This is a genomic window from Chryseobacterium paludis (assembly GCF_025403485.1).
In the GTDB taxonomy this organism is placed as follows: Bacteria; Bacteroidota; Bacteroidia; order Flavobacteriales; family Weeksellaceae; genus Chryseobacterium; species Chryseobacterium paludis.
On sequence record NZ_CP099966.1, the window covers coordinates 4,442,214 to 4,461,145 of the forward strand.

Below are 18,932 nucleotides of genomic sequence, written 5' to 3' on the forward strand. Positions count from 1 at the left end.
TATTTTTGTGGAAAAATTATAAAGAATGAGTTTGAAATATTTTATTTATGGAGCTGTGAGTTTGGTGATATTTTCTTGTGCAGCTAAACAAGACATTAATTATATGAAAGATATTGATGGTATTGTGCTGGAAAATTCAATAAAAAATAGCAGGGTTGATTTCCAACCTGGAGACCAGTTGATTATAACTGTTACTGCAAAGGATCTGGATGTTGTAAAACCTTTTAATCAAAATTATTCTTCAGGGACTACAGTTTCACAATATTCAATACCAAGTTCTAATAATCTTGCACAGCAAGTTCCTGTATCAGGACCAACTTATACTATAGATACTAATGGAGATATTATTTTTCCTCAAATCGGACAGGTAAGTACTAAAAATGAAAATATCGAAACATTAAGGATGAAATTAAGTAATCTTATTAAAGATTATGTGAAAAATCCTATAGTTGATATTAGACTTATTAATTTTAAAGTTTCTGTTTTGGGAGAAGTTACAAAACCGGGAACTTATGTGATACCTGATGGAAATACTACATTGTTAAGTGCATTAGGTCTGGCAGGAGATCTTACACCTTATGGAGTTAGAAACAATATTTTAATTGTTCGGAATAATGATGGACAAATTAACAAGGAAAGAGTAGATCTTACAAGCGCTAATTTCATCAATTCTCCTTATTACTATCTTAAACAAAATGATGTTGTTTATGTTCAGCCGAATTCAAATAGAGAGAAGGCTGCAAGAGTGGATCCAAATACAGGACTTTATATTTCAGTAGCCTCTGTAATCGCTTCAATTACTGTGGGAATATTGGCTTTAATTAAAAACTAGAAATTATTTTAGATAAATAAAAACATCACCATTTTGGTGGATACTATATCACAGTTTAATAGAAAAAGTAGTTTATTCAATCATAATATTTTTATAACATATTGAGAACCTACTTACAGTAGACTTAAATAACATTATGAATAAAAAAATTATTACATACCTTGTAATACTGTTGGTGGTTTTGGCATCGTGCAAACCAAAACAGAATATGGTATATATGTCGCAGCAGAATATGGAGGAGGAAATTGCCAAGGCTAAATTTGAGGGGTTACATATCCAACAAGGGGATGTTCTCTTAATACTGGTTTCTGCACTTGATGAGACGGCTGTAAAACCCTTTAACCTTAATACTGCAAATCGTGTGGGAAGTGAAGCTCCTAATGGAGTTAACCAATTTGTACAACCAAGTGAATATATGGTGAACGAAGATGGGAATATTAACTTTCCTGTATTGGGGAATGTATATACTAAAGGTATGACACAAGTACAATTAAAAAATGATCTTGAATCCCGATTAAAGAGATATCTTACAGATCCTTTGGTTACTATTACTTTAAAGAATTTTAATGTAAGTGTTTTAGGAGAAGTTAAAGCTCCAGGTCAAAAGGAAAGCAGTACGCAGAAGCTCAATATTTTTCAAGCACTTAGTCTTGCTGGGGATATGACCGATTTTGGGGATCGTACAAAAGTAAAACTGATTCGTACCGGAGATGATGGTATTGATCAGGTTGTAAACTTAGATATGTCGAGGTCAGATATCGTTAATTCACCTTATTATTACATGAAACAAAATGATGTTTTATATATACAACCTGACAAAAATAAGCAGGTACAAGCTAATTCTAATCCGAACAGAGCCCTTACTTTTCAGATTCTCGCTTCAGCGTTGGGGGTAGCAACTCTTATCATTTCTTTAACACGATAAATCACAGTATGCAGCAGACAGAATTTCAGGAAAAGGAAGAAATATTAGATTTGAGAAAAATTATTGGGAAGTATTTGCATAAATGGCCATGGTTTGTCATATCTATCCTAATCTTTTTAATTGGAGGCTTTATGTATTTAAGATATGCAGTACCTCAATATCAATCCATTACAACTCTTAAATTTGATAAAAAACAAACGGATATTACTGGTGCACTGGCAGACTTAGATAACCTCGGTTTAGGCCTGGGTAATGCTGATGAATTGAAAAGTGAAGCTGCAGTTGTTAATTCAAGACCGATTCTTATGAAGGTCGTGAAGAATCTAAATCTTAATGTACAATATTTTAGTAAAGGAGAAATTAAAGATTCAGAACTTTTCACAAATGTACCTATCATAGCTAAAGTCATAAGTTCTGATTATGATAAGAATTTTATTTCCTCTGAATATTTGGTGACAAAAATTGATGGAATTCAATTCACTTTATGGGAAGAGAAAAAAGGTGAAGTAAAAGGAGTATTTAATAAACCTCTAAAGCTCGATTTTGGAACAGTGATTCTACAAAAGAATGCTCAGTTACCTTCGAATACCAAATATAAAATCGTTTTTTGGAATCCGTTGGAAAGATTGAAAAAACTTGAAAAGAATATAACAGTAGACTTGCCCGACGAAAAAGCATTACTGATGGATATAAGTATTATTGGTGCTGTTCCGGAGAAGTCAGAAGCTATTCTTAATGAAGTTACAAGGCAATATAATCTGGATGGGCTAAGAGATAAGAACTTACAAGCACAAAATACCCAGGAGTTCATCGATAAAAGACTTGAGGTAATAACCCGTGATCTTTCCGGTGTAGAAAGCCAAAAAGAAGATTTTCAGAACCGCAATCGTATCGTTGATTTGGAAGCACAGGCTCAGCTGGCACTTCAAAATACGAGTGAAAATACAAAATCTCTCCTTCTCCAACAGACCCAATTGGATTTATTAAATTCTTTGGCTGAAGAAGCTTCAAAAGGAGGAAACCAACTTATGCCTTCCAATTTAGGCCTTAATCCATCATTGGAGCAAACTATTTCTCAATATAATACTTTGCTTATCAGTAGAAATAAAACATTAAAACAGGCCACAAATGAAAACCCAGCAGTGGTAGAAATGAATAAGGAGATTTTGGCATTGAAAGAAATTGTTCGTGATAATATTCGTCAACAAAAAGAAACAGTACAAGCTTCTATTAATCAATTGAATGGACAAATTTCAGTAAATAACGGACTCATTGAGAAAGTACCTGGCCAATCAAAAGTGTATCGTGGTATAGAGAGACAACAAACACTTAAAGAGCAGCTTTTTCTCTTTTTGCTACAGAAAAGAGAGGAAAATGCAATTAATTTATCAATTAATTTACCAAAAGCTAAAATAGTTAATCCTGCTTTTACTCAGGACATTGCTGTATCACCTAAAAAAATTATAATTCTTTTAGGAGCAATTTTATTAGGTGGATTACTCCCGTTTGGATTATTATATGTATTCTTTTTATGGGATGATAAAATATATAGCAGAGCTGACATTACAGAACGTTCTTCTCTAGGTGTTCTGGCGGAGATACCATCATTGAAAGATAATGAGATCCACCTGGTGCAGAAAAATGATTTTTCAGAGTTAGCAGAAGCATTTAGGGTATTGATATCTAATCTTAAATTTGTATTGCCTGTTAAGGATTCAGCAAGGATTATTATGGTTACATCTTCGATAAAAGGAGAAGGAAAAACATTAACTTCGGTTAACCTGGCTCTTACTCTTGCAAATAAAAATGGTCGCTCACTTTTAGTTGGTTCAGATATTCGAAATCCTCAGATTCAGCGTTATGATAGTGAACCAATTAAAAGAAAAGGTCTTACAGAGTATTTATATGATGAAACGGTAAATGTTGATGAACTAATACATACTTCAGACACAAATCCATTTTGTGATGTTATCTATGCAGGAAGTATCCCTCCAAATCCTCAGGAGCTTCTTTCTAATGGAAGATATCAAAAGCTTATAAAGGATCTGGCTTCACAGTATGCTTATATTGTAATTGACTCTGCACCACTTATGTTGGTTTCAGATACCCTTAATTTCACGGATATTGCAGATGCTACTTTATATGTTGTGAGATCTGGAGTATCAAAAAATATTTTGATTGATTTTGCTAATAATTTGGTTAATGATTCAAAGTTGAAGAATGTATCTTTTGTTATTAATGATGTTGCTAAAAATGTAGGTGGCTATGGTTATGGATATAATTATGGATATGGATATGGCTACAACAGTGATAAAAAAGAAGTTTGGTGGCGAAGGATATTTAGGAAATAATTTATTAGATAAATAAATTTAAAGGAATCAATAATCATTAAGGAGATAAAATATACTACAATGAATAAACACACTAAGATCGGTATAATAGGACTAGGTTACGTAGGTTTACCTTTAGCGCGCTTATTTGCTACAAAATATCCGGTGTTAGGTTTTGATATCAATAAGGAAAGAATTGTAGAATTAAATCAAGGTGTTGATCATACATTGGAGGTTGATAATGATATTTTGAAATCTGTTTTAGCTGAAACTAATCTTTTTAGACAAGTTGATTACTCAGAAAATTTACGGACTGGATTGTATTGCTCTTCAGATTTAGATGATCTTAAAGATGCTAATGTATATATTATTACAGTGCCTACACCAGTGAATAAGCATAATCATCCTGATCTGACACCATTATATAAGGCTTCAGAAATGGTTGGGAAAGTACTTAATAGGGGAGATATAGTAATTTATGAATCCACAGTATATCCAGGTGTAACTGAAGAAGAATGTGTACCGGTCTTGGAGAAAGTATCAGGCTTAAAGTTTAATGAAGATTTTTTTGCCGGATATTCTCCAGAAAGAATTAACCCAGGAGATAAAGAACATACAGTTGATAAAATCTTAAAAGTAACCTCGGGTTCTACTCCTGAAATAGGAAAAGTGGTAGATGATTTATACAAATCGATCATTACGGCAGGAACACATCTGGCACCTACCATTAAAGTGGCGGAAGCATCTAAAGTGATTGAAAATTCACAACGTGATGTGAATATCGCATTCGTGAATGAATTGGCAAAGATTTTTTCATTAATGAATATTGATACACATGATGTATTGGAAGCTGCTGGGACAAAATGGAACTTTCTTCCTTTTAAACCAGGATTGGTAGGTGGACATTGTATTGGAGTAGATCCTTTTTATTTGGCTCAGAAAGCACAGGAAATTGGATATTATTCTGAATTAATTCTAAGTGCAAGAAGGCTGAATGATTCTATGGGGGCTTTTGTAGCTTCTCAAGTAATTAAACTCATGATCCAGAAGAATATTATGGTTAAAGGAGCTAAAGTATTGAATCTGGGAATTACATTCAAAGAAAATTGTCCAGATATAAGGAACTCTAAAGCTATTGATGTAATTACAAATTTGGAGGAGTATGGAGTGGAGGTTACCACTTACGACCCATGGGCAAATCCTGAAGAAGTGATGAAAGAGTACGGAATTGTATGTTATTCTGGACTTAATCCAGGCATTGTGACCGGAATAGAAACCCCTATTGGCAACAATATATCTGATAATGGTAAGCATGAAGCTAATAGTGTAATTGCTGCTCTTAGAGACAAGTTTGATGCTATCATCTTAACTGTAGCTCATACAGAATTTCTTAATCTCAATCTTACCCTTAACCTTAAAGAAAATGGAGTGGTATATGATGTAAAAGGTATTTTGTCTAAAACCTTTGCCGATAAAAGATTATAACAAATATTTTTTGAACAATAATAGTTTGAATTAAACAAGTAAATACAAAAAGAAATTAATGAAAATTACGGTAGTAGGAACAGGATATGTAGGTTTATCAAATGCAATATTATTGGCTCAGCATAATGAAGTACTTGCTTTGGATATTATGCCTGAAAAAATTGAAATATTAAATAATAGAAAATCTCCGATTGAAGATAAAGAAATTATTGATTTTTTAACAAATAAGGATCTTAATTTTAAAGCGACTTTAGATAAAAAAGAAGCTTATCAGGATGCAGATTATGTTATTGTATCCACTCCTACGGATTATGATCCTAAAACTAATTATTTTAATACGAGTAGTGTAGAGACAGTGATACTCGATGTGAAAGAATACAGCCCCAATGCTGTTGTTATCATAAAATCTACGGTACCTGTAGGGTTTACAGAAGATTTAAAAAATAAATTGGAATTCCAGAATATTATATTTTCTCCAGAATTTTTAAGGGAGGGTAAAGCTTTATATGACAATTTATATCCATCCCGTATTATCATTGGTGAACAAAGTGAAAGAGCAAAAGTATTTGCAGACCTTCTAAAAGAAGGAGCAATAAAGAAAGAAATTCCTACTTTATTTACAGACTCTACTGAAGCAGAGGCAATAAAGTTATTTTCCAACACATATCTTGCTTTGCGTGTGGCATACTTTAATGAATTGGACAGTTATGCTCAGATGTATCACCTGGATAGTCGTCAGATTATAGAAGGAATAGGTCTTGACCCCCGAATAGGTTCACACTATAACAATCCTTCGTTTGGATATGGAGGATATTGTCTTCCTAAAGATACTAAACAGCTTTTGGCTAACTACGATGCTGTTCCAAATAATATTATTCAGGCAATCGTAGATGCTAATAGAACACGAAAAGATTTTATTGCCGATTCTATTATAGCTAAAAAACCTACTAAAGTTGGTGTGTATCGTTTAATTATGAAGTCTGGTTCAGATAATTTCAGAGCATCTGCCATACAAGGAGTGATGAAACGAATTAAAGCAAAAGGAATTGAAGTAGAAGTATATGAACCAGTTTTGAAAGAAGATCATTTTTTTGGATCTAAAGTAGTAAGTGATTTAGAGCAGTTTAAAAAAGAATGTGATATCATTATTTCTAATCGTAACGCTCCTGAATTATCTGATGTTAAAGATAAAGTATACACAAGAGATCTATTTGGAAATGATTAACAGAACAAACCAACATGTAAAATACAGCTCATGGGTAAAGATACTAGGGCTAAGGGATACTTAATTTGTTTATAGAAGAATTCAAGTAAATTCAGAAACAAAATATTACCTAAGGTGAAGCTATCATAGATGATTGGAATTTTTTATAGATCTGAATTACTACTGCAATAACAAATATTGTGGAGACAAAAATGGGTTGAAAAATCTTAATGTTACCTTGATTTTTTGGTAACAATTATATTACATATTGAATTGTAAATTATTAAGAATTTTAACGCATAACATACATTTTTAAAGAAGTGAACTGAACAAGTTGAAATATTATTTTGGAAAAAAACAAGAACAGTAGCCTTGCCTACCTTACGATTATTTATATGATTGGGAACTTCAGTTCAAAAGTTCTATCATTTGTATTAGTTTTTTTTATGACATATTTTCTAACTAAAGAAGAAGTTGGAGAGTATGATTTGATTTTAACGTCCATTTCATTTTTGGTACCCTGTATAAGTTTGCAAATTGACTCCTCTTTACTAAGATGGCTGCTAGATAAGAACCAGTCTGAAAAGAAAGACGAAATCTTTGAAAATGTCTTTGGCTTACTTTTTAGAAATATAGCCATTTATACTGTTCTTTATTGGATTTTAAGTTTTTTTATAGATTGGAATCATCAACTGTATCTCTATATATTTTCAGTACTAATGATGATTTTTCCAACACTTCAACAAGGAACTAGAGGTATTGGGAAAAACAGATTATATGCTTCTACTAGTGTTGTATATTCATTGTTTTTTGTCTTCAATACAGGAATTGCCTTATATTTTTTTAAGAGCTCAGTAGATGGTGTATTGCTAGCAAATATAATTGCCCTTAGTGGTGTAATTATCTGGCTGTTTATCAAAAATGATTGGTGGAAATATCTGAGAGCAAAGAAAATTGATTCTAAATTAATCAAGGAATTATGTGAATATTCATTGCCTTTGTTACCAAATACATTGAGCTGGTGGCTGATTTCGGCTTCTACAAGATATGTAATTTTAGGATATCTAGGTAAAGAATATAATGGGTTGTTTGCAATCTCATATAAAATCCCAACTATAGTATTAGTTATCACAAACGTATTTACATTGGCTTGGCAGGAAAAAGTAATAAAAACCTCAAACCAAGAAGAAGCGGAAACTCAATTTACAAATATTCTTTCTGGATATGTGAACTTAGTTATGGGAGTCATCATCATTCTGGTAAGTTGTTCAAAATTTATGATGCAATTTATAGGTAAAGGATATTATGAATCGTGGAAATATATTCCGATTTTATTATTTGCTGTTTTTCTACAAGCTATTTCTGCTTTTTATGGAGCCGCTTATTTAAGAGCTAAGCAAACCAAAGGGATTTTATATTCTTCAATTTTAGGTGGAGTTATTACAATTTCGACCTCATTCTTTTTTGTTCAGTATATGGGATTGTATGGGATTAGTTTATCCATTATGCTTGGTTATCTTGTCCTTTTAATTTTCAGAGGAATTCATGTACAACATTTTTTAAAAATTAAATTCCCAATTATAAACACTATAATTTTAACTATAATTTTTATAGTACTTACAAGTTTACTGTATGTGGAAAACAAATGGATTTTCCCTTTATCAGTGTTAATATCATTAATAGTATTTACCATATTTAATTACAAATATATTATATCATTAAAATCAAAAGTTATTTCAAAATGGAAGAAATCAAAAAGTATGGCTTAATGGGTTGTTCAAGGAAACAAACAAATGTTGGAGACTATGTACAAGCACTTGCCGCAAAGCAATATTTACCCCAGGTAGATATTTACAGAGATAGAGAAGAATTAAATACTTATGAGGGTGATGATATCAAAATGATCATGAACGGTTGGTATATGCACAATCCTAAAAATTGGCCCCCTTCTGAGAAAATAAATCCGTTATTTGTTTCAATGCATATCAATTCTTCAGTTTATGAAGGAATGACGGAAGAAAAAAGTATTAATTATTTTAAAAAACATCAACCAATTGGTTGTAGAGATAAAGCTACCGCTAAATTGTTAAGCGATCATGGTGTAGATGCTTATTATTCGGGTTGTTTGACACTTACTTTAGGCAGAACCTATATAAGAAAACCAGAAGAAATTTCAGATGAAATTTTATTCATTGATCCTCTTTTTCATTACTTTTCTCTTAAAGAAATGCTAAACTCAAGAATTAAATTATTGAGTAGAATTAAAAGAAGAAGGTTTTTTGAATTTATGCTAAAAAAGAAAGTGTTTAAAACTCAATTTTCTGATGACATATTAAAAAAAGCAAAATTCATTACACAAGTCATTCCTGAAACTACAATAGAAAATAACTTCAAGATTGCCGATGAGTATCTAAAGAGATTAAGTAAGGCAAAGTTAGTAGTCACTTCAAGAATTCATTGTGCACTTCCATGTTTAGCAATGGGGACTCCCGTTGTATTTTTAAATGGAGGTTTTGAAGGATTTGGAAATAGATTCAATAGCCGTTTTGATGGATTAATAGACTTCTTCAATAGAGTAGATATCTCACTTGATGGTAAAATCACAAGGAATTTTGATTTTGATGGTAAAATTGGGTTTAATAATCTTCCTGTTAATAAGTCCCTTCATATTCCTTTTGCCAATGATTTGATGGCTAAATGTGAGGGTTTTGTCGCTAAAAACTAATTCAGGTATGAAGGCTAGAAAAGTAATTTTATTTACCCGAAGGTTTCCTTATTTTAAAACTGAAGCATTTTTAGAGGCAGAAATCAATATTCTGGCTGAAGCATTTGATGAAGTGGTGATTTTTCCAACTGAAATTAGTGATGAGATTAGACAGGTTCCTGCAAACGTAAAAATTGAAAAAGATTTTTCTAAGCACTTTCAGAATAAAAATAAGAGAATTCTACAAACTGCTGTCAGTTCTTTTTTTTGGAACGCTTTATGGAAATATAAATCGAAAATCAATTCAGTAGGTTCACTTAAACATATATTTCAATTTTCCTCTAGTGTAATTGCTTACAAATCGTATTTCAAAAATTATAAATTTTCTGATTCAGATTTATTATATACTTATTGGTTTACAGAAGCAACTAAAGCATTTATAGATCTTAAAAAGACAAAGAAATTTAAAGTAATTTCCAGGGCACATAGATATGATATTTATGAAGGAATTCCCTCGACTCCGGCATTTTGGCCTTTTAGAAAAGATGTTTTAGAGAAAATAGATAGATTGTATTCGATTTCAGAAAATGGTAAAGACTACTTAGAAGGGAAATATAAAGTTAACAACAAAATAAAAGTTTCAAAACTCGGTGTTTTCGATAAGGGGAAAATTGCACCCCAAAACTTAGAAAATGAAGTAAGTATCGTTTCTGTTTCCAGGATTGATCCTATGAAAAGAGTTCAATTAATCGCCGATTCTATTATAGAGTTTGCAAAATTAAACCCTGAAAAAAAGATTACCTGGACTCATTTTGGAGATGGTAAAGAAAGAGTAAATATAAAAAATAGTATTCCAGAATTATCCAATCTAAAAGCTCAATTGAACGGAGGTGTTCCGAATACCCAAATTTATAAGTATTACGAAGAAAATCCAGTTTCCATCTTCATCAACCTAAGTAGTTCTGAAGGCATTCCAGTTTCTATTATGGAAGCACAATCTTTTGGTATACCGGTAATTGCTACCAATGTTGGGGGAAGTGGAGAAATTGTTCAGAAAGAAACAGGAAAGCTATTAAATGCGGATCCACTCATTTCAGATGTAAATTTGGCAATAAATCAGATATTGGGTGAAAATTTAAGTAGAGAAGAAGTAAAAAAATTCTGGAGTTTGAATTTTAATGCCCAAGTCAATTATGAAAATTTTGTAAATGATTTAAAATCTGAATTTTTTTAAATGAAAAATAAAATAGTATACATAGTTGCTACACAATATGATAATGTAGGTGATTTACTGATTAATAAGTGCTTGATTGATCAGATTTCCAGATTTGGACAGGTTTACCTAGATACCAGAAATGTGCCGGAACGATTTAAAAAAGAGCTTTTAAAAGATACCCAAAACGTAAAAGAATTATCAGAAATTACCAATAAAAGTTTTAAAGGAAAGAGTGTAGTTCCGTTATATTTTTCAAATTTGGGGATTACACATATTTTTAAAAGCCCTGGTCCTTTTGGAAGTGCAGGGAACAAGAAAGTGTTTCTGAAGAATATGCTGATCGGAGTAATTTTTAAGATATTTAAATCTAAAGGTGTAAAATCTTACTTGGTAGGCAATGACGTTCATTACAAAAATGAACTAGACAAAAGGTCGGTGAACTTTTTTTCTAAAAATACCGAAAAAATACTTTGTAGAAGTTATACTAATGTAAATGCATTAAAAGGACTAGGATTCAAAAATATTGATTATATCCCAGATATGTGTTTTGGATATTCTCCAAAAGATATTGTTGAATCTGAATCTAATGAAATTGGTGTTTCTTTTCGAAGATTAAATGATGAAAATTATCATCGGAAAATAGTAGATGCAATCCAAAATATTTTAGATAATACGGATAAAAAAGTAACCTTCTTTTATCAAGTTAATCACGATTTTGAATACAATAATGAATTATTTACCCATTTCAAAAATAATCAAAATGTAAGTTTTCACAAGGATTGTTTACAATGGGACAGTTTGTCTTTCTACAATAAATTCTCTTTTACACTTAGTAACAGGTTACATGTTTTGCTATTAGGAATGGTATATAATGTAATTCCAATTGGGCTATTGAATAATGATTTAAAAACTCAGAAGATAATTGATATTTTTGATGGAGTGGATTTAAATGATTTCTTAGTCAGTGAACTAACTAAAGAGGCAATAGAAGCATTGATTTTAAAAGAACAAGAATTAAAACAATTAATAAAAGAAGTCACCTTAGAGCAAAAAACATTGATTGAAAATAAAATTTTTGAATTAATAGAAAAGTAAATGGAAATTTATTTAATGATTATACTAATTGTATTATTTTTTCTTGGTTTAAGGATTAAGAATACAATTATTGTTGTATTTTTTTTAATAATAATTGCTACATTTAGGGCATATACTGTCGGAATTGATACCAATAATTATTTATTAAACTACAAGTATGAAATCGATTTACATAAAATTCCTCAATTAATAAAAAAAATTGAAATAGGCTGGCTTTACTTAAATGTATTTGTAAAAGAATATTTTCAAGAATTTAGAATTATATTATTTGTATCAAGTGTTTTAACTCTTCTTCCTCTAAATTATGTTTTTAGAAAAGAAACTAAGTCACCTTTATTAACATTTTTGTTTTATATTTTTCTTTTTTATTATTTCTTTTCATTCAGTATTGTTAGACAAGCTATTGCAGTATCGTTATTTATGTTATCCATTCACTTTTTAGTGAAAGGGAAACAGCTTAAGTTCTTTTTTTATATTGGTTTAGGTGCATTGTTTCATTATTCAATTCTAGCTTTGATTCCCATTATATTTGTTTTAAAAAGAATTAACCTTTCTTATTTCTGGTATTCTGCGATCTTAGTTATAACATTTTTTATTGGATTTTCAGGAGTTTTAGATTTGGCAAAATCTTATTTAGCATTATTGCCATTTGAAAAATATGCCAATTATGAAGATTATAATGCTGGTAGTGCTTTTAATAGAATTGCAAACTATATCTTCATCGTGCCTAAAACGCTTTTGTTTATGTATATTTATTTTTATACAAAAAAATACAACCTGTATAACAATGTGATCCAGATGAAACTTTTTTGGGTAGGAATTATTGTATTGAACTTGTTTTTAGCCGTTCCACAGGTTTCTAGATTTACTTATTATTTAACTATTTTTGAAGTGATAATTATGTCAAACTTCATATTTAATATTCCAAAGAGAAAAAAATTAGAAGTATTAATAGTTTGTTTTTCATATTGTTTGGTTTATTTTATTTACTATTCAATTACCAATCGTTTTGGTGTAATTCCTTATAAAATATGATTGATCAAAGAAAAAAAATTTGCTTGATTTATAACTATGCTCAGCACTATAGATTGGGTGTATTTAAATTAATGGATAAGCATTTAGATTGTGACTTTTATTTTGGAGACAAAATGGGGGATGTAAAAAAATTAGATTATAATGAATTACATGGATTTAAAGGAGAATTAAAAAATGTTCCGTTATTTTCTAATTTTTACTGGCAATCAGGCGCTATTTCTTTATTTTTTAAGAATTACAGCAATTATATTATTTTAGGTGAGTACTATTGCCTATCAACATGGCTCATCTTATTTCTTTCTATATTTTCATCTAAAAAGGTGTATTTATGGACTCATGGCTGGTATGGAAAAGAATCATTTATAATTAAAATTATTAAAAAAATATTCTTTTCAATGGGAACCGGAATTTTTCTATATGGAGAATATGCCAAAAAATTGATGATAAAAGAAGGCTTTAGTTCATCTAAATTACATGTTATTTATAATTCTTTAAATTATGAAGAGCAAATTGTCATTAGGAAGAAATTGATAAAGTCAGATGTATATTTGAATCATTTTGGAAATAAAGCACCTATACTTATTTTCATTGGCAGGCTTACTAAAGTAAAAAAACTACATTACATCTTAGAAGCTCAAAAGAAATTAAAAGACCAGAATATTCCATTAAATTTAGTTATAATCGGAGATGGTGAGGAACGAGGATTTCTAAATTCTAAAGTTTCAGAGTATGATCTTAAAGATTGTGTTTGGTTCGTAGGGCAGTTGTATGATGAAAATGCAATTGCAAATTATATTTTTAACGCTGATCTTTGTGTATCCCCTGGCAATGTTGGACTTACGGCAATGCATACTTTAATGTATGGAACTCCAGTAATAACACACAATAATTTTGCATTACAAATGCCTGAATTTGAAGCTTTAGAAATTGGTAAGACAGGTGATTTTTTCGAACATGAAAACGTTAATTCATTGACGGATAAAATTTATCAGTGGTTTCAAAAAGACGTATCGAGAGAGGAGATTCGAAAAAATTGCTATCAAGTAATTGATGAAAAATTTAATCCTGAATTTCAGGTTTCTAAAATAAAAAGTGTGGTTTATGAAAATTAAACAAAGAATTAGAAAGGTTTTCAGAGAGATGAAAACGTTTGTTTATAGAAATTTTTTGGGATATAAAAATTTAGATTCAACATTTTATTTTGGTGGTAAATCAAATGTGTCAAAAGATTTACAAGCTGGGAAATGGTCATACATTGGCCCAAATTGTATAATTTATCCAAAAGTAACAATTGGTGATTATACCATGATTGCCCATGATGTTTCAATTCTAGGAGGTGATCATAAATATAATATGCCTGGAGTTCCCTGTATTTTTACTGGACGTGATTTTTTAGGTGAAACCAAAATTGGAAAAGATGTTTGGATTGGTGCATATTCCAAAATCATTGCAGGTGTCACAATCGGAGATGGAGCCATTATCGCATTAGGCTCAATTGTAACAAAGGATGTAGAGCCATATTCAATTTATGCAGGAATTCCTGCTAAAAAAATAAAAAATAGGTTTCAAAATTCCCAAGATATAGAGAAACATGAAAAAATGCTTAACTCGAAGGTTTCTGTATTTGGATTTGAAGATCTTTGTAAATAATCTATAGTTTTGTTAATATAGAATAAGTGATTTAAGTCCCTAAGAATTATAAAGAAAGATAATTTTATTATAAGATAGGAACATTCGAACGCGAACTTTAAGTCCATAGTAGTTCAGTTTTTTAATTTATTTGGCATGCAAATTGTGAGAACTTTTAATTAATTCATAAGAAACTATATTTATTACTAAATAAAGTTATGTTTCTGTTTTAAAGTTCCTTTTTTACACGAATAATATAAATTAAAAACAATTAATTAGTTCTGAATGTTGATAATATAAAGTTTTGAGATAGGGGTGATTATACGTATTCTGTTCTCAACTTAGGGATTATTTATTCCTTTAACAATAATAATTTAAGATATTCTGGTTATCACCAAATTATAGTATTTACCAGAACCTCTCTAGTTTAGTTAAAAATAGAAGATTGAATTATATTAATGAATAAAAATTTGAATTATGCGTTTTTTATGTATGTTTTTATTGATCTTTAATTTATTATTTAGTGTTTTTTTACCTAATCAGAAAAATAACCTAGATGTTAAACAAGCGAAAAATTTAGATTTGTTATTCTTGGTCGAGCCGGATTCAGATAGTCAATTGAAATTTTCTAAGGATAATAATTTAAAAACCTATATGATTTTTTATCAGCAATTTTTTGTCAAAGATGAAAAATTTAATGAAGAAATGCTTAGAAACCAAATCGAGACTAAATTTCCTGATGTAAATTCAACAGGGTTTGCCGTTTTAGATTGGGAAGGAAAAGCTCTAAAATCATTTCAACAGCAGAAGGATCCAGGAATGGTTGATTATTACAAAGGAGAATTTCTGAAAGCCATAAGATTTGCTAAAAAGCTTAGGCCAAATGTAAAGTGGGGATTTTATCACTTGAATTATTTAAATTATTCAGGAACCATTCAAACATTTAAATCACAAAATGATAATTTAATTCCTCTTATTAAAGAAGTAGATTTTCTGGCACCATCACTTTATGTTTACAATCCAGGTTTATTACATAATAGAGGGAATCAAAATTATATAAAGAATAAATTGATTCAAGCTTTACAATATGGAGATCAATATAATAAGCCAGTTTATCCTTTTATTTGGAATAGAACAACATCAAAAGATGAAGGCGCAAATTTCAGTTTGATTCCAGTAGAATATTTCGCACAAGTAGTAGAGCTTATAAGCGAAACATCATATAAAAATCAAAAAGCTAAAGGTGTTTTTTGGTGGCATTCTGAAGGTTATTCTTATAGAAATATAAACAAACTAAAAGCAGTAAAAATGGAATATTCAAAAGTAAATAATACTAAGGATTACCAGTATCAAATGTTCAATGAATATTTTCAAAGTATAAAGAAATATGTAAAATAATACTGAGTATCTGTATTATAATATCGTTTCAATTTTGGATTAGTTTTTGAACAATGGCCCGATTCAAATCTTTTTTAGACCAATTGGATTTTCCCCAAAATTACTATCAACAGAAAGTTAACGGTATATTATGCAAATTTAAAACAAAAGTTTAATGAGAATATTTTACTAATAAAAATATCTTTTGAGACCGCTCAATTATTTTCGATATAATGATATTCACCTGGAAACCTTATAACTATGTTGTTTTTATGATCATTGCTCTAAAGTAATTTTGTAAGAATAATAAATTTTAAATGACCTCACTCACTTAAATAACTTTAAAAACAAAAACCTATTTTAATTGGCATAATATAAAAGTTATTAACTTTGGGCCTGCCAATTTTATTTTAGAAATTTTAATATGCAAATAAAAGATAAAACACTCCTAATAACAGGAGGCACTGGTTCATTCGGAACAGCTGTACTAAACAGATTTTTACAAACCGACCACTTTAAAGAAATACGCATTTTTTCTCGTGATGAGAAAAAACAGGATGATATGCGTAACCTGTATAAAAATGAAAAAATTAAATACTATATAGGCGATGTAAGAGATTATAATTCGGTTGAACCAGCGACAAGAGGGGTAGATTATATTTTCCATGCAGCTGCCCTAAAACAGGTTCCTTCGTGCGAATTTTTTCCTATGCAAGCTGTAAAAACAAATGTGGAAGGGACACAAAATGTCATTCTTGCTGCTGCAGCAAATAAAGTTTTAAAGGTAATTTGTTTATCAACAGATAAAGCTGCTTATCCTATCAATGCTATGGGGATTTCCAAAGCAATGATGGAAAAGGTAGCAGTAGCAGAAGCCCGTAATTTAAAAGACACAACAGTTTGTTTGACCCGTTATGGAAATGTAATGGCTTCCAGAGGATCTGTTATCCCGCTATTTTTAAATCAGATTCAAAAAGGAGAACCTATTACGATTACGGATCCTAATATGTCTCGCTTTTTTATGTCTTTAGAAGATGCAGTAGACTTAGTTCTGTTTGCTTTTGAAAACGGAAATCCTGGAGACTTATTTGTAAATAAAGCTCCTGCAGGAAGCATTGGAGATTTAGCTCAAGCTTTAATTGAATTGACTGGTAAAAAGGTCCCTGTTAAGATTATCGGAACTCGTCATGGCGAAAAATTATATGAAACACTTTGTACGCGCGAGGAAATGATAAAAGCAGAAGATATGGGTGATTTTTATCGTATCCCTGCTGATAACCGTGATTTGAACTACGCTAAATACTTTTCTGAAGGAGAAGAAGATATCTCAAAAATAGAAGATTATCATTCACATAATACGGAACAACAAGGTGTAGAAGGTCTAAAGCAGTTAATATCAACTCTGCCACTAATACGAAAAGAGGTGTTTGGTGAGGATGTAATGCAATATTCTTAGTAATATCTGATAAGGAAATTGTTCTTAGATAATTATTCAAACTATAAACTGGTGATATTAAAAGGAAACAGGCATGAAGACTTAAGGGGTGTTATAACTTATAATAATGAGTTTGATGCTTCTATAATTAAACGTATTTACACAATAGAGAATCACTCAACTGAATTTATAAGAGGTTGGCAGGGACATAAAATAGAAACACGTTGGTTTGCATGTATCAATGGAAGCTTTGAAATAGACGTCATAGAAGTGGATAATTTTAAGAACCCTTCAAAAGATTTAACGATAAATAAATATATACTTTCTTCAGAAACTTTAACTTACCTCCATGTAAGAGGTGGTTGCCTAACCGCGATAAAAAGTCTTGAAGAAGGAAGTAAATTACTTGTTTTAGCTGATTATGGACTGGGAGAAATAGATGATGAATATCGGTTTGAGTTAAATTATTTTACGCAAAAAAATGATTTGTAACCACTCTTTAAAGTATAATCAAATATTTGTTTTAAAAACAATTAAATGAAAAAAATAGGAATAACCGGCCAAAATGGATTTGTTGGCCGTCATTTATATAATACACTGGGCTTATTTCCAGAAGAATTTGAACATGTTGAATTTAAGAAAGAGTTTTTCGACAATCAACAGCAATTAGATGAATTTGTTTCAAAATGTGATGTTATTGTCCATTTGGCAGCCATGAATCGTCATGAGAGCGAGCAGTTTATTTATGAAACTAATGTAGCTTTAGCTCAGAATTTAGTTGAGTCTTTAAAACGCACAGTCTCCAAAGCGCACGTCATGATTTCATCTTCAACCCAGGAAGAAAGGGATAATTTATATGGAAGGTCAAAACGTGAGGGGCGTGAAATAATAGTTAAGTGGGCCAGTGAAAATGGTGGGAAAGTTACGGGTTTAATTATTCCGAATGTTTTTGGAGCGTTTGGTAAGCCTTTCTATAATTCTTTTGTCGCTACATTTTGTTATCAGTTAACGCATGGCGAAACTCCAAGTATTGCCAATGATGGTGAAGTAAAGCTAATTTATGTGCAAGAATTGGTAGATCGAATTATTAGTGAGATTCGTTCGGAAGAAAGTAAGAATGAGTTATTTGTTGAGCCTACAGCCTGTAAGAAAGTTTCTGAAGTTTTGTCATTATTAAACCAATTCAAAACCAAATATTTTGATAATGGTGAGATCCCGGCTATTAACGATTCTTTTGAACATAATTTATTTAATACCTACCGTTCTTATATAGATCATAAGAATCATTATCCCGTTAAATTTACTCAACATACAGATCCACGGGGTGCTTTCGTTGAAATCATCCGTTTAGGTATTGGTGGACAATGTTCATTTTCAACTACAGTTCCGAACATAACAAGAGGGAATCATTTTCATACAAGAAAAATAGAACGTTTCGCTGTTATTAAAGGAAAAGCATTAATCCAACTGAGAAAAATTGATTCTGATGAAGTTCTTGATTTTTATCTGGACGGGACAGAACCTTCTTATGTAGATATGCCGATCTGGTATACTCATAATATTAAGAATATAGGAGAGGAAGAATTATATACTATTTTTTGGATTAATGAAGCATATAATCCTGAAGATGCAGATACTTATTTTGTAGAAGTTTAAAATATTAAT

General features: G+C 30.5%; 16 protein-coding genes. All 16 read left to right on the top strand.

The window, feature by feature from the left end:
- The first annotated feature begins 25 nt into the window (after window positions 1–25).
- The 16 genes from NG806_RS20185 to NG806_RS20260 all read left to right on the top strand — a co-directional run bounded on the left by NG806_RS20185 (window position 26) and on the right by NG806_RS20260 (window position 18,923).
- Window positions 26–832 carry a polysaccharide biosynthesis/export family protein gene (locus tag NG806_RS20185; RefSeq protein ID WP_214832720.1) on the top strand — a complete coding sequence of 269 codons (807 nt, stop codon included), beginning with the start codon at window positions 26–28 and terminating at the stop codon, window positions 830–832.
- A 136-nt stretch (window positions 833–968) separates the two neighbouring features.
- Entirely contained in the window at window positions 969–1,757 is a 789-nt protein-coding gene (locus tag NG806_RS20190; RefSeq protein WP_214832718.1) for a polysaccharide biosynthesis/export family protein, read from the top strand.
- Window positions 1,758–1,765: 8 nt separating this feature from the next.
- A complete protein-coding gene (locus tag NG806_RS20195; RefSeq protein ID WP_214832716.1) occupies window positions 1,766–4,108 on the top strand; it encodes a GumC family protein in 2,343 nt (780 codons plus the stop codon).
- Between the two features lie 60 nt (window positions 4,109–4,168).
- Window positions 4,169–5,572, top strand: a complete 1,404-nt coding sequence (locus NG806_RS20200; protein ID WP_261511147.1) for a nucleotide sugar dehydrogenase — start codon at window positions 4,169–4,171, stop codon at window positions 5,570–5,572.
- A gap of 58 nt (window positions 5,573–5,630) precedes the next feature.
- Window positions 5,631–6,797 carry a nucleotide sugar dehydrogenase gene (locus NG806_RS20205; protein ID WP_261511148.1) on the top strand — a complete coding sequence of 389 codons (1,167 nt, stop codon included), beginning with the start codon at window positions 5,631–5,633 and terminating at the stop codon, window positions 6,795–6,797.
- 326 nt (window positions 6,798–7,123) lie between these two features.
- Window positions 7,124–8,545, top strand: coding sequence for a lipopolysaccharide biosynthesis protein (locus tag NG806_RS20210; RefSeq protein ID WP_214832710.1), 1,422 nt, complete (start codon window positions 7,124–7,126; stop codon window positions 8,543–8,545).
- The gene (locus NG806_RS20215; protein ID WP_261511149.1) at window positions 8,518–9,501 is read left to right on the top strand and encodes a polysaccharide pyruvyl transferase family protein; all 984 of its coding nucleotides are present in this window, start codon (window positions 8,518–8,520) and stop codon (window positions 9,499–9,501) included. Before NG806_RS20210 ends, NG806_RS20215 begins: the two co-directional genes overlap by 28 nt.
- 7 nt (window positions 9,502–9,508) lie before the next feature.
- Entirely contained in the window at window positions 9,509–10,714 is a 1,206-nt protein-coding gene (locus NG806_RS20220) for a glycosyltransferase (RefSeq protein WP_261511150.1), read from the top strand.
- The gene (locus NG806_RS20225; protein ID WP_214832704.1) at window positions 10,715–11,791 is read left to right on the top strand and encodes a polysaccharide pyruvyl transferase family protein; all 1,077 of its coding nucleotides are present in this window, start codon (window positions 10,715–10,717) and stop codon (window positions 11,789–11,791) included.
- Window positions 11,792–12,826 (top strand): EpsG family protein, encoded by a 1,035-nt coding sequence (locus tag NG806_RS20230; RefSeq protein ID WP_214832702.1) that lies wholly within the window; start codon window positions 11,792–11,794, stop codon window positions 12,824–12,826.
- A gap of 71 nt (window positions 12,827–12,897) precedes the next feature.
- The gene (locus NG806_RS20235; RefSeq protein WP_261511151.1) at window positions 12,898–13,938 is read left to right on the top strand and encodes a glycosyltransferase; all 1,041 of its coding nucleotides are present in this window, start codon (window positions 12,898–12,900) and stop codon (window positions 13,936–13,938) included.
- Entirely contained in the window at window positions 13,928–14,476 is a 549-nt protein-coding gene (locus NG806_RS20240) for an acyltransferase (RefSeq protein WP_251040629.1), read from the top strand. Before NG806_RS20235 ends, NG806_RS20240 begins: the two co-directional genes overlap by 11 nt.
- Window positions 14,477–14,932: 456 nt before the next feature.
- Complete coding sequence (locus NG806_RS20245; RefSeq protein ID WP_214832698.1) at window positions 14,933–15,853, top strand: hyaluronidase; 921 nt, start codon at window positions 14,933–14,935, stop codon at window positions 15,851–15,853.
- A gap of 403 nt (window positions 15,854–16,256) precedes the next feature.
- Window positions 16,257–17,288, top strand: a complete 1,032-nt coding sequence (locus tag NG806_RS20250; RefSeq protein WP_214832696.1) for a polysaccharide biosynthesis protein — start codon at window positions 16,257–16,259, stop codon at window positions 17,286–17,288.
- Window positions 17,289–17,339: 51 nt separating this feature from the next.
- Window positions 17,340–17,759 (top strand): WxcM-like domain-containing protein, encoded by a 420-nt coding sequence (locus NG806_RS20255; RefSeq protein WP_261511152.1) that lies wholly within the window; start codon window positions 17,340–17,342, stop codon window positions 17,757–17,759.
- A 45-nt stretch (window positions 17,760–17,804) separates the two neighbouring features.
- Window positions 17,805–18,923 (top strand): polysaccharide biosynthesis C-terminal domain-containing protein, encoded by a 1,119-nt coding sequence (locus NG806_RS20260; RefSeq protein WP_214832694.1) that lies wholly within the window; start codon window positions 17,805–17,807, stop codon window positions 18,921–18,923.
- Window positions 18,924–18,932 lie beyond the last annotated feature (9 nt).

Excerpts from the sequence above, each read along its gene's own strand:
- NG806_RS20185 (WP_214832720.1), top strand. The coding sequence starts at position 26 with ATGAGTTTGAAATATTTTATTTATGGAGCTGTGAGTTTGGTGATATTT.
- NG806_RS20190 (WP_214832718.1), top strand. The coding sequence starts at position 969 with ATGAATAAAAAAATTATTACATACCTTGTAATACTGTTGGTGGTTTTG.
- NG806_RS20195 (WP_214832716.1), top strand. The coding sequence starts at position 1,766 with ATGCAGCAGACAGAATTTCAGGAAAAGGAAGAAATATTAGATTTGAGA.
- NG806_RS20200 (WP_261511147.1), top strand. The coding sequence starts at position 4,169 with ATGAATAAACACACTAAGATCGGTATAATAGGACTAGGTTACGTAGGT.
- NG806_RS20205 (WP_261511148.1), top strand. The coding sequence starts at position 5,631 with ATGAAAATTACGGTAGTAGGAACAGGATATGTAGGTTTATCAAATGCA.
- NG806_RS20215 (WP_261511149.1), top strand. The coding sequence starts at position 8,518 with ATGGAAGAAATCAAAAAGTATGGCTTAATGGGTTGTTCAAGGAAACAA.
- NG806_RS20220 (WP_261511150.1), top strand. The coding sequence starts at position 9,509 with ATGAAGGCTAGAAAAGTAATTTTATTTACCCGAAGGTTTCCTTATTTT.
- NG806_RS20225 (WP_214832704.1), top strand. The coding sequence starts at position 10,715 with ATGAAAAATAAAATAGTATACATAGTTGCTACACAATATGATAATGTA.
- NG806_RS20230 (WP_214832702.1), top strand. The coding sequence starts at position 11,792 with ATGGAAATTTATTTAATGATTATACTAATTGTATTATTTTTTCTTGGT.
- NG806_RS20235 (WP_261511151.1), top strand. The coding sequence starts at position 12,898 with ATGGATAAGCATTTAGATTGTGACTTTTATTTTGGAGACAAAATGGGG.
- NG806_RS20240 (WP_251040629.1), top strand. The coding sequence starts at position 13,928 with ATGAAAATTAAACAAAGAATTAGAAAGGTTTTCAGAGAGATGAAAACG.
- NG806_RS20245 (WP_214832698.1), top strand. The coding sequence starts at position 14,933 with ATGCGTTTTTTATGTATGTTTTTATTGATCTTTAATTTATTATTTAGT.
- NG806_RS20250 (WP_214832696.1), top strand. The coding sequence starts at position 16,257 with ATGCAAATAAAAGATAAAACACTCCTAATAACAGGAGGCACTGGTTCA.
- NG806_RS20260 (WP_214832694.1), top strand. The coding sequence starts at position 17,805 with ATGAAAAAAATAGGAATAACCGGCCAAAATGGATTTGTTGGCCGTCAT.